General features: G+C 65.1%; 10 protein-coding genes. 3 read left to right on the forward strand and 7 right to left on the reverse strand.

The window, feature by feature from the left end; all coding sequences use genetic code 11:
• Nucleotides 1–73 precede the first annotated feature (73 nt).
• From mqo to GSQ95_RS22575, 3 genes are all read right to left on the reverse strand, one after another.
• Nucleotides 74–1570, reverse strand: coding sequence for a malate dehydrogenase (quinone) (mqo, locus tag GSQ95_RS22565; protein ID WP_158897128.1), 1497 nt, complete (start codon nt 1568–1570; stop codon nt 74–76).
• 455 nt (nt 1571–2025) lie between these two features.
• Entirely contained in the window at nt 2026–3615 is a 1590-nt protein-coding gene (locus GSQ95_RS22570; RefSeq protein WP_158896080.1) for an ABC-F family ATPase, read from the reverse strand.
• Between the two features lie 240 nt (nt 3616–3855).
• Entirely contained in the window at nt 3856–4272 is a 417-nt protein-coding gene (locus tag GSQ95_RS22575; protein WP_158896078.1) for a response regulator, read from the reverse strand.
• Between the two features lie 252 nt (nt 4273–4524).
• On the opposite strand from GSQ95_RS22575, the gene GSQ95_RS22580 reads away from it, so the two are divergent.
• Nucleotides 4525–4725: a hypothetical protein gene (locus GSQ95_RS22580; protein ID WP_158896075.1), complete on the forward strand. Its 201-nt coding sequence runs from the start codon at nt 4525–4527 to the stop codon at nt 4723–4725.
• Nucleotides 4726–4797: 72 nt separating this feature from the next.
• On the opposite strand, the gene GSQ95_RS22585 is transcribed toward GSQ95_RS22580, so the two are convergent.
• Together GSQ95_RS22585 and GSQ95_RS22590 are read right to left on the reverse strand one after the other, a co-directional pair.
• On the reverse strand, nt 4798–6006 hold the full coding sequence (locus GSQ95_RS22585; RefSeq protein ID WP_158896073.1) for an MFS transporter: 1209 nt from the start codon (nt 6004–6006) through the stop codon (nt 4798–4800).
• Nucleotides 6003–7211 carry an MFS transporter gene (locus GSQ95_RS22590; protein WP_158896071.1) on the reverse strand — a complete coding sequence of 403 codons (1209 nt, stop codon included), beginning with the start codon at nt 7209–7211 and terminating at the stop codon, nt 6003–6005. The genes GSQ95_RS22585 and GSQ95_RS22590 overlap by 4 nt, the downstream gene beginning before the upstream one ends.
• Nucleotides 7212–7356: 145 nt before the next feature.
• Between GSQ95_RS22590 and GSQ95_RS22595 the strand changes: the two genes are divergently transcribed.
• Nucleotides 7357–7749 (forward strand): DUF192 domain-containing protein, encoded by a 393-nt coding sequence (locus GSQ95_RS22595; protein WP_256664691.1) that lies wholly within the window; start codon nt 7357–7359, stop codon nt 7747–7749.
• Between the two features lie 211 nt (nt 7750–7960).
• Here the strand turns inward: GSQ95_RS22595 and GSQ95_RS22600 are convergent, their stop codons facing one another.
• Nucleotides 7961–9313 carry a substrate-binding domain-containing protein gene (locus GSQ95_RS22600; RefSeq protein ID WP_158895031.1) on the reverse strand — a complete coding sequence of 451 codons (1353 nt, stop codon included), beginning with the start codon at nt 9311–9313 and terminating at the stop codon, nt 7961–7963.
• 69 nt (nt 9314–9382) lie between these two features.
• Nucleotides 9383–10195, reverse strand: coding sequence for an exodeoxyribonuclease III (gene xthA / locus GSQ95_RS22605; RefSeq protein WP_158895033.1), 813 nt, complete (start codon nt 10193–10195; stop codon nt 9383–9385).
• Nucleotides 10196–10316: 121 nt separating this feature from the next.
• Between xthA and GSQ95_RS22610 the strand changes: the two genes are divergently transcribed.
• Nucleotides 10317–11041, forward strand: a 725-nt coding sequence (locus GSQ95_RS22610) for an autotransporter assembly complex family protein (RefSeq protein WP_306167722.1), incomplete at its 3' end; no start/stop codon positions are given.

An 11041-nucleotide genomic window follows, 5' to 3' on the forward strand; every position in this document is an offset into this window, starting at 1 on the left:
GGGTGGGGAGTTTCGGCGCGGATCTGCAGGTAAGAAGACGCCGGACCGGATGACCGGTCCGGCGTCTGCGGCATCACGCCGGCTGGTCGAGTTGCAGCACGCGGGTGGTGCGCTCGCGCACTTCTCGCAGCAGCTCCGGTTCTTCCGCCAGCTTGTGGCCGAAGGCCGGGAACATGGTGCGCAGCTTGGCCTGCCACTCTGCGCTCTGATAACGGCTGGGGAAGCAGCGCTCGACCAGGGTCAGCATGATGGACACCGAGGTGGAAGCGCCCGGGGAGGCGCCCAGCAGGGCGGCGATGGTGCCGTCGCCGGAGGCGACGATCTCGGTACCGAACTGCAGGACACCGCCTTTCTGCGGATCCTTCTTGATGATCTGCACCCGCTGGCCGGCCACTTCCAGGCGCCAGTCCTGCTTGCGCACGGCGGGGTAGAAGGCGCGCAATTCCTCGACGCGCTGGTCGAAGGACTGCAGCACCTGGCCGACCAGGTAGCGGGTCAGCGGCATGTTGTCCCGCGCCACGGCGAGCATGGGGCCGATGTTGCCCGACTTGATCGACTTGGGCAGGTCGAGGAAGGAACCGCGCTTGAGGAACTTGGTGGTGAATCCGGCGAAGGGTCCGAACAGCAGCGACTTCTTGCCATCCACCACCCGGGTGTCCAGGTGCGGGACCGACATCGGCGGCGAATTGACCCCGGCCAGGCCGTAGACCTTGGCCTGGTGGCGCTCGACGATGTGCGGATCGTCGCAACGCAGCCACTGGCCGCTCACTGGGAAACCGCCATAGCCGGCGCCTTCGGGGATGCCCGACTTCTGCAGCAGCGGCAGGGCCGCGCCACCGGCGCCGAGAAAGACGAACTTGGCGATCAGCGTCCGGGTGGCACCCGAACGACTGTCCTCGATGGTCAGGCGCCAGCGCTGGTCGGCCTCGCGGGTCAGGTCCACCACCTTCTGGTTGTAACGGACCTGGGTGCCGGGGCGGGTCTGCAGGTGACCCAGCAGGCTCATGGTCAGGGCGCCGAAGTTGACATCGGTCCCCCCGGCCACATGGGTCGCCGCCACGGCTTCGGTGGCCGGCCGGCCTTCCATCACCAGCGGCATCCACTCGCGCAGCTTGGCGTGATCCTCGGAATACTCCATGCCGTCGAAGCAGGCGTGGTCCTTGAGGGCTTCATAGCGCTTGCGCAGGAAGGCGATGTCCTTGGCGCCATGCACGAAGGACATGTGCGGCACCGGGCTGATGAAGGCGCGCGGCGAACCGAAGTGGCCTTCCTCGACCAGGTAGGACCAGAATTGCCTGGAGGCCTCGAACATGCCGTTGATGCCGAGGGCCTTGGTGACGTCGATGCTGCCGTCCGCCTTTTCGGGCGTGTAGTTCAACTCGCAGAGGGCCGCATGGCCGGTTCCGGCGTTGTTCCAGGGGTTGGAACTCTCCGCCGCGCCTACGTCCAGCAGTTCGAGTACCTCGACGGTACTCGTTGGCTCCAGCTCCTTGAGCATGACCGCCAGGGTCGCGCTCATGATTCCCGCGCCGACGAAAACGAAATCCGACTCTTCGTTACCACTGTGCATTCATCGTACTCCTGAGACAGTGTCTCGCTTTACACCTGAGGGAGAGCGGGCGTCGGAGCCCGACCTCGAATTGGGCGACCCCGAGCTGGCCGCGAACGGACAGGCAGGGGTGGGCAACCGGTAGGGCATGGCAGTCAGTTGCGACAGCGGCCGTCCGGCAATGTTCTGATTTATTGAGTGGGGGCCAAGCGTCCTGGCGGTCCGGCGGAGGCCGGTGCCAGGTGGGGCGATCAGGATGCGACAGGGAACCCGTCGAGCGTGCCGGAAGGGGGCGCTACGTGTTACGAGACGTGGCAGGAGACCCCTGGTCTCCCGGCGCAAACGATAGGTGATGATCGCGGCGATCCTGGTCGAGTACCCGTTTCGGTGCGAAATGATACCTAGGGTAACTGCTTAGGGCACCCTCTATTTTGTTCGTGTAGTGGGTGGCGCGACCCACTACACGAACCCTGGGGTCAGCCGTTGATGCCCTGACTGCGCAGGTAGTCGTCGTAGCTGCCACTGAAATCGACCACGCCGGTCTCGCTCATGTCGAGGATGCGGGTCGCCAGGGACGAGACGAATTCGCGGTCGTGGCTGACGAAGATCAGGGTGCCCGGATAGTTTTCCAGCGCCAGGTTCAGCGCCTCGATGGATTCCATGTCCAGGTGGTTGGTGGGCTCGTCCATCACCAGCACGTTGGGCTTCTTCAGGATCAGCTTGCCGAACAGCATGCGCCCCTGTTCACCGCCGGAGATGACCTTGATCGACTTCTGGATGTCGTCGCTGGAGAACAGCATGCGACCCAGGGTACCGCGTACCATCTGCTCGCCGCCCTGCGTCCATTGGCCCATCCACTCGAACAGGGTGGCATCGTCGGCGAAGTCCTCGGCATGGTCCTGGGCGAAGTAGCCCACGTCGGCGCTGTCGGTCCACTTCACTTCACCGCTCTGGGGGGGCATCTCGCCCACCAGGGTGCGCAGCAGGGTGGTCTTGCCAATGCCGTTGGGACCGATGATGGCGACCCGCTCGCCGGCTTCGATCTGCAGACCCAGGCGCTTGAACAGCGGGGTGCCGTCGAAGCCCTGGGTGACGTTTTCCAGGGTCACCGCCTGGCGGTGCAGCTTCTTGTTCTGCTCGAAGCGGATGAAGGGGCTGACGCGGCTGGACGGCTTGACCTCGTCCAGCTGGATCTTGTCGATCTGGCGCGCCCGGCTGGTGGCCTGCTTGGCCTTGGAGGCGTTGGCCGAAAAGCGGCTGACGAATTGCTGCAGCTCGGCGATCTGGGCCTTCTTCTTGGCATTGTCCGACAGCAGGCGCTCGCGCGCCTGGGTGGCGGCGGTCATGTACTCGTCGTAGTTGCCCGGGAACAGGCGCAGTTCGCCGTAATCCAGGTCGGCCATGTGGGTGCAGACACTGTTCAGGAAGTGACGATCGTGGGAAATGATGATCATGGCGCTGTTGCGCGCGACCAGGATGCCTTCCAGCCAGCGGATGGTGTTGATGTCCAGGTGGTTGGTCGGTTCGTCGAGCAGCAGCAGTTCCGGATCGGAAAACAGTGCCTGAGCCAGCAGCACGCGCAGCTTCCAGCCAGGGGCGACGGCGCTCATGGGGCCGAAGTGCTGGTCCTGGGGGATGCCCAGGCCGAGCAGCAGCTCGCCCGCTCGCGCTTCGGCGGTGTAGCCGTCGTATTCGGCGAACTGCACCTCAAGCTCTGCCACGGCCATGCCGTCGTCTTCGCTCATTTCCGGCAGGGAGTAGATACGGTCGCGCTCGGCCTTGACCTTGGCCAGCTCGGCGTGGCCCATGATGACGGTATCGATGACCGTGCAGTCTTCATAGGCGAACTGGTCCTGGCGCAGCTTGCCCAGGCGCACGTTGGGTTCGAGCATCACCTGCCCGCCGGTGGGCTCGAGATCGCCCCCGAGAATCTTCATGAAGGTGGACTTGCCGCAGCCGTTGGCGCCGATCAGGCCATAGCGATGGCCGTTGCCGAATTTGACGGACACGTTCTCGAACAGCGGCTTGGCGCCAAACTGCATGGTGATGTTAGCGGTGGAGATCAAGGAGGTTACCTGTAAGGGGTTGCGGACCGGAGTTCGGCCGCTGTCCGGGCCGGCAGGCGGCCAGGACAGAGCATTTCGATCGGATGGGCAGAGGTCCAGCGGGCAGGGTCGATGGGCAGCGACGGTGCGCGGCGGCCTGGCTGGGCTGCGGTAAAGACGGGCGGGGCCCGGCATGCCGCCTATTGTGTCATAGCTGCGAGGTCGTTTGTACGGGGCAGATGGCGGGCGGGTGTCGCCGGACTAGTGGGCGGCCGGGCCGGGAGAGCCAGGGCGTGGCACCACGTTCCAGACCGCTTCGGTCAGTTGATCCAGCGTCCAGGGCTTGTGCAGGAAGGGTATCCCGGACGGAATGTCAGTGCGCTGGCCGGCGTAGCCGGACATCAGCACGAAGGGCACCCCGGGCCAGCGCTCGCTGACGATCCTGGCCAGTTGGACGCCATCGATCACGCCCGGCATCCGCACGTTGGAGACCACCACATTGACCTGCTGCCAATGCAGGTCGAGAAACTGCAGGGCGGCATCGGCGGTGCCAAAGGTCTCCACATGGAAGCCCTCCTGCCGGAGGACCTCGCGGACCAGGGCCTGGAGCAGCAATTCGTCTTCTGCCACCACGGCGAGCAGATTCGCGGTGCTGGCAGAGCGGGTCGGCGTATCCATAGGCAGGCAGTCCAGGGTGGGAAAGTCCCTGGAGTCTAGTCAGCCGCAGACCGGGTTGCTGGCCGATGGCCCGGATAAGTATGCATCTTTCCCGGAATCGGCCTTCACATCCAGGCAGCTGATTCGCGCGAAGGCTCTGGCAAGGGACGAACGCCGCTTGCCGGCGGGGCGACGTGTGGTAAGCGCCTGGATGAAACATCTGGCGCCGCCGACCTACTAACGTCTGAGACCGACCGGCACAGGAGCCACGGCATGATCCTTTCTCTTTCTCTTTCTCCCGCGCCCGACACCAACTCGCCGCTGGCCCTCTGGCTGGGTGGCGATCAGGCACCGCTGAACGATTCCGACATGGCTGACGAGGAGATCGATACCGAGATCCCCGACGAGGTGGTCGAGAACCTGACCGAACCCGCCAAGCCGCCAGCACCGATTCCGGATCCCGGTCCGCTGTAGGGGTTGCAGGGAGCCGGCAGGCGACATCCGCTAAGTGATTCGCAGGTGCCTGACGCTGGCGCTGTCAGCCGGTCAGGCAGGCGGCAGGTCCGGTCGCTCTCGCAATGCACGGCGGTAGAGCAGGGCGCTAAGGCCCAGGCCGGCCAGGGCCATGAGGCCGGCGAACAGGAAGATGGCGCTGAAACCGAAGCCATTGGCGATGGCGCCCGCCAGCGGCCCGGTGATACCCAGCGCCAGGTCCAGGCACAGCGAGTAGGCGCCCAGTGCAGCGCTGCGATTGGTGGGCGGTACCTTGACGATGGCCTCTACCCCCAGGGCGGGATAGACCAGCGACAGCCCGAAGCCGGCCATGGCCGCGCCGATCAGCGCCATCTGGGGGGTGACTGCCAGCCAGAGCAGCAGCAGACCCAGGGTCTCGACGGTGAAACAGGCCAGGGCGACCCGAAAGCCACCCAGTTTGTTGATGGTGCCGGCGAACAGCAACCGCGCACATATGAAGGCTGCGCCGAAGGCAGTGAGGCAGAAGGCGGCGTTGGGCCAGCCGTTGCTCGCATAGTAGAGCGTGACGAAGGTGGCGATGGCGCCGAAACCGACCGAGCTCAGCAGCAGGCAGAGACCGAAGGGGCTGATGCGCCAGAACACCTTGTGAAAGGGCAGTCGCTCACCGGGAATCACCGGCGCCGGTTCCTTGTTCCAGGCCAGGGCCAGGCCTAGGGCACCCAGCAGGGCTATCGCCAGGCCCAGGCTCCACAGGCCCAGGCCGGCGACCATGGCCACACCTAGCGGCGCGCCGATTGCGAGGGCGCCGTAGGCGGCGATGCCATTCCAGGAGATCACCTTGCTCACGTGCTGCATGCCTACGCTGCCCATGCCCCAGCTCAGGCAACCGGTGCCGATCAGGGCCTGGGCCATGCCGAGGATGATCCGGCCGACGATCAGCAGGCCCAGGCTGAGGCCGGGCAGGCTCTGCAGTGACGTGGCCAGTAGGGTCAGCACGCCGCAGGCGACGCAGCCGAACAGGCCGTAGATCACGCCGCGCTTGGCGCCGATGCTGTCGGCCAGCTTGCCGGCCAGGGGACGGGTGAACAGGGTGGCGAGGTACTGGATGCTGATCGCCAGCCCCGCGATCACCGAGCCGTAGCCCAGATCGTCGTGCACGTAGCCCGGCAGGATCGCCAGCGGCAGGCCGATCGCCAGGAATAGCAGGAAGCTGAAGACGACGATCGAAACGATGCGCAGCGTGACGGCGAGCGAAGTATCGGCAGGGGCGGTCGTGGTCATGGCTGTTCTCGAGAGGACTCGTCGAAACGGCAGAGGAGGCGAATGCTGAGGGCGAGGCCGGCGAGCGCGGCCAGAGCGGCGCAGAGAAAGCTGGCGGCATAGCCGAAGTGGGTGGCCACGGCGCCGATCAGGGGGCCGGTGACTGCCAGCGAAAGGTCGATGAATACCGAATAGCCGGCCAGGGCGGCGCCCCGGTTGGAGGAAGGGACCCGCTGCACCGCTTCCACGGCGAGCGCCGGGAATACCAGCGAGAAGCCGATCCCGGTGAGGGCGGCACCCACCAGGGCGGTGGTCACGCTGGGAGCCAGCCACAGGATAGCCAGACCCACGGCTTCCACCGCCAGGCTGACGATGGCGACACGAAAGCCGCCGTGGCGGTTGATGGCGTTGGCGCAGACCAGGCGGACACCGATGAAGAAGGAGCCGAATACGGTCAGGCACAGGGCCGCGCCGCTCCAGCCCTGGCTGGCGTAATAGAGGGTGATGAAGGTCGCCAGGGTACCGAAGCCGATGCCGCCCAGGGCCAGGCCGAGGCCGAAGGGCAGGACCCGACCCAGCACGGTGGTGAAGGGCAGGCGTTCGCCGCGTACCGGGACGATGGGCGGACGGGGTTTGGCGATGCGATAGCCCACGGCGGCCAGCCCGATGATGCTGACGCCCATGATCCACAGCCCCAGGGTATCCACCAGCACCACGCCCAGCGGCGCGCCTATGGCCAGGGCGCCGTAGCTGGCGACGCCGTTCCAGGAAATCACCTTGGCGGTGTTGGCCGGGCCGACCCGGCCGATCGCCCAGGAGATGGCACCGGTGCCTGACAGGCTTTCGGCGCAGCCCAGCACCAGTCGACCGAGCAGCAGGGCGGAGAGGCTGACCCAGGGCCAGGCTTGCAGAAGCACCGAGGCCAGCATCAGCACGCCACTGAGGCCGCAGCCGAGCATGCCGTAGAGCACCGACTGCTTGGCGCCCACGGTATCGATGATGCGTCCGGCATGGGAGCGCGAGAATAGGGTCGCCAGGTACTGACTGCTGATCACCAGGCCGGCGATGATGGAGTTGAAGCCCAACTGGTCATGCACGTAGCCCGGCAGCACGGCCAGGGGGATGCCGATGGTAAGGTAGGCGATAAAGGTGAAGAGCACCGTGCCCAGGGTAATGCGGGTGGCCAGAGCGGGTGAGGGTGCGGGCGGTAGGCTGGCGGTCGACATCGGACTCGAGAGGTTGTCTGACAATGTGGGATAGATTGCTTTCGTCCGGTAAAGGTCACATGCGATGACATTTTTTGTCCATGCGCACGGGGAAGCGAATCGAGCGCCAGGTCCTGCTTGGGTCGGTTTCCTGCTGTTGGTCGCCATGCCCAGCTGGGCAGCGGAGCGGATCGAATTGCGGATCGGTGGGCAGCGCCTGGCCGTCGAGGTGGTGACGACACCTGCGCAGCGGGCTCAGGGACTCATGGGGCGACCGCCACTGGGCGCCCGCGAAGGGATGCTGTTCGTGTTTGCCGGGGATGACGAACGCTGCCTGTGGATGCGCGATACCCCTAGCGCCTTGGCCGCCGCCTTCATCGACAAGGGTGGCAGGATCCTCAATACCGTCGAGATGCAGCCACTGACCGATACTCATCATTGCTCAGAGGCTCAGGCGCGCTACGCGCTGGAAACCCAGGCCGGCTGGTTTTCCGGGCGTGGGATCAAGCCGGGCGACGCTGTACTGGGGCTAGAGACGGTCGCGCCTGCCTCCCACTAGTCCTGCGATTTAGGATCAAGATAATTCTATATTTTGTTATAAATCAGTCAGATATGATTATTTTCTAATCTTGAGTAGAATCCACTTTTAAGACGTTACTTTAAGCTTTCTATGCGCCTGAGTTGCCTGGCGACCACTGTGCCTGCACTGCCGACTGGCGCTATATGGGCGTGCCATACCTCTTCACGTTCTTGGCATAACACCTTGATTACTATTGAATCCAGGCCTCGACACGCCGGTTCTTTACCCGACCGTTAGACGACAGTCCTGCAACAGGCAGCTGGTCGCCGAGGGAAAGCACCTCGCTGGCGAAGGCCTGCTGGTGACGTAACGCCGTGGCGACCGCGGTGGCTCGCAGGCGCGCCAGCAGGGCGGCGCGTGCCGGATCTTCAGTGGCATCGTTGAAGCCCACCAGAATCAGCTGGCGACCTACATTTTCCGGCTGGCGCATGAAGGCGGCCAGCCGCTCGACATCACGCAGTGCCTTGTTGTCCAGGCGCGCGCTGCCGGCGGTGAAACGGAAGTTGACGGTGAGGCGCTGCGCTCGGCGCGCCAGTTCGCCGTAGGCCGGGGGCATGCCGCCGGTGTCGTCTATGGTCAGAGGCTCGATGCGCTGGGCGACGAAGCCGCTTTTTTGCACCACTGCCTGACCCGTCGGGGTCTGGCTGAATTCCAGCAGACTCTGCGCCCAGTCCGAACGCTGGGCCGGCGGCGCATAGAGGAAGAGCCGGCGGGCGAGCGGATAGTCTTCGGTGGCGATGCTGGCTTCGCTCGGCGCTATGGCGCGGCCTTCACCGTCGCGCAGGGCGAGCTTTGGCGATCCGGCAGCCGCCGCCAGGCTGGTGAAGCCTATGCCGGCGGGATCCTCGGCTACCCGCTGCGCCAATTCTTCGTTGGATTCGAAGCGCCTGGCGGCGGCGCTCAGGCGTTTGCCGGCCGGCGTCAACACCAGCTCGCGAAAGGTGTCGTAGGTGCCCGAGCGATCATCCCGCGCATAGAGGCGGATCGGGCCGGGCTTGCCGCCCAGTTGCTGCCAGTCGCCGATGTCGCCGGAGAAGATCTGCGCCAGCTGCTGCAGATCGAGTGCTCGCAGCGGATTGCCGGGATGCACGATGATCGCCAGGCCGTCCAGGCCGATGACGTACTCCGCCTCCTTGCTGCGCAGGTCACCCAGACCGGCCAGGGTGTTCACCTCGGCATCGGTGACCGGGCGCGAGGCGGCAGCGAGATCGGTTGTGCCCGCCGTCAGGGCGGTAAAGCCGGTACTGGAGCCATGGGCCGCGATCTGCACGGCCACGCTAGCGCCGTTCGAGGCGCGCGCCACCAGCTGCCATTCATCCATCACCGCGGTGGGTACCACCTGGGGATCGCGGTAGCCGCGCTCGGCGAGCAGGGCCGCGACCAGGCGCGGGCCCAGGCGGGCGTTGATGGTATTGGAGCCCTGCAGACGCAGGAGGGTGGTCGGGCTATCGCTCGCCAGCAGGGGGGAAGACAGCAGTGGAAGCAAGGTCGCGAGCGCCGCTCGCCGCAAGGCGCGACGGAATACCGGAGCAGAACAGTTCATGGGGCGGCCTCGAGCCTAAGGCGAGGCCGACACCTTAGGGATGTCGCATGACGTCGATGTGACAGGACCTCACGTCAATTCCAGCCAGATCGGCGCGTGGTCGGAGGGTTTCTCCATGCCGCGGATGTCGTAGTCCACGCCGGCGGAGATGATACGCTCCCGCAGGATCCGCGAGGCCAGGATGGTGTCGATGCGCAGGCCGCGCTTGGGTTCGTCTTCGAAGCCGCGACTGCGATAGGGGAACCAGCTGAAGCGGTCGTCGACCTCAGGGTGCAGCTGGCGGTAGCTGTCGATCAGGCCCCAGCCGAGCAACCGCTGCATCCATTCGCGTTCTTCCGGCTGGAAGCTGCAGGCGCCGGTACGCAGCCAGCGCTTGGCGTTGGCGGCGCCGATGCCGATGTCGTGATCCTGGGCGGAGATGTTGAAGTCGCCCATGAGCAGCAAGGGTGTGTCCGGCGAGAAACGCTCTTCAAGTAGATTCTGAAGATCCGCGTAGAACTTTCTCTTGCCAGGGAATTTCGTCGGATGGGCAATGTTCTCGCCTTGAGGGAAATAGCCGTTCATGACCACCAGCGGCTGACCCTGGCGATCCGCGAAGACGCCATAGATGAATCTCTTCTGGGATTCTTCACCATCGCCCGGAAAGCCCTTGTGCAACTCCAGCGGCGCCAGGCGTGACAGCAGGGCCACCCCGTAGTGACCCTTCTGGCCGTGGTAGTGCACGTGATAGCCCAGGGCCTCGACCTCTGCCAGGGGAAACTGGTCATCCGCGACCTTGGTTTCCTGGAGGCCGATCACATCCGGATCATAGCGTTCGATGATGGCAGAAAGTTGATGAGGTCTTGCGCGCAAGCCATTGATATTGAAGCAGACTACCTTCATGACACCCTCCCGAAACGTGGATGGCCCTAGCCTAGCAGAAAGCCTCTTGGCGAAACCGCCACCTGACGAACCCTGGCCACTCCCGTTTGTCTCACAGCGCAACGCCCGTTAGCATCCCTGTATGAATAAGCCGAACGCTCTACGCCGCGCCCTGATTGGAATTTGTTGTCTGCACGGCGTGGCCTGGGCGGCACCCGCCGAAGTCAGCGTTCGCGTCCAACCCGCCAATAACGCCTTGCGAGACAACATCCAGGCCTATATCGGCTCGGTCGAGGGACGGGATGTCGCCGGGCTGCAGCGCCTGCGTCCGGCGACGGAGCGGCAGGCCGAACAGGCCGCCCAGGCACTCGGCTACTACCACGCGCAGATCGAGACCCGGGTCGAGCCGGGGGAGACCCCACGGCTGGTGGTCGAGGTACGGCCGGGCGAGCCGGTCAGGCTGCGCAATGTCGATATCCGCATCGAAGGCCCGGCGCGCGAATTGCGCGCCTTTCGCCAGCCGGTTCCAGCCGGGCTCAAGGCGGGCCAGCCGCTGAATCAGGGCCTCTACGAAGACGCCAAGAGCCTGATCCAGAATCAGGCGCAGCGGTATGGCTTCTTTCGTGGCACCTTCACCCAGCACCAGCTGCGTATCGATCCCGCCACCGGCTTTGCCGACATCGCCCTGGTGTTCGCCAGCGGGCCACGCTTTGTCCTCGGCAAGGTGTCCTTCGAGGGGGATGCGCCCTTCGATCCCGATCTGCTCCAGCGCATGGTGCCTTTCGCCCAGGGCACCCCCTACGATTCCGAGCTGATCGCCGACTTCCAGAGCAATCTGCTGGCCAGCGGCTTCTTCGACGGCGCACG

The organism is Pseudomonas sp. BAV 4579, assembly GCF_009765395.1.
Taxonomy (GTDB): Bacteria; Pseudomonadota; Gammaproteobacteria; order Pseudomonadales; family Pseudomonadaceae; genus Chryseomonas; species Chryseomonas aestiva.

Excerpts from the sequence above, each read along its gene's own strand:
- GSQ95_RS22600 (WP_158895031.1), bottom strand. The coding sequence starts at position 9,313 with ATGAACTGTTCTGCTCCGGTATTCCGTCGCGCCTTGCGGCGAGCGGCG.
- GSQ95_RS22580 (WP_158896075.1), top strand. The coding sequence starts at position 4,525 with ATGATCCTTTCTCTTTCTCTTTCTCCCGCGCCCGACACCAACTCGCCG.
- GSQ95_RS22585 (WP_158896073.1), bottom strand. The coding sequence starts at position 6,006 with ATGACCACGACCGCCCCTGCCGATACTTCGCTCGCCGTCACGCTGCGC.
- xthA (WP_158895033.1), bottom strand. The coding sequence starts at position 10,195 with ATGAAGGTAGTCTGCTTCAATATCAATGGCTTGCGCGCAAGACCTCAT.
- mqo (WP_158897128.1), bottom strand. The coding sequence starts at position 1,570 with ATGCACAGTGGTAACGAAGAGTCGGATTTCGTTTTCGTCGGCGCGGGA.
- GSQ95_RS22595 (WP_256664691.1), top strand. The coding sequence starts at position 7,357 with ATGCCCAGCTGGGCAGCGGAGCGGATCGAATTGCGGATCGGTGGGCAG.
- GSQ95_RS22575 (WP_158896078.1), bottom strand. The coding sequence starts at position 4,272 with ATGGATACGCCGACCCGCTCTGCCAGCACCGCGAATCTGCTCGCCGTG.
- GSQ95_RS22590 (WP_158896071.1), bottom strand. The coding sequence starts at position 7,211 with ATGTCGACCGCCAGCCTACCGCCCGCACCCTCACCCGCTCTGGCCACC.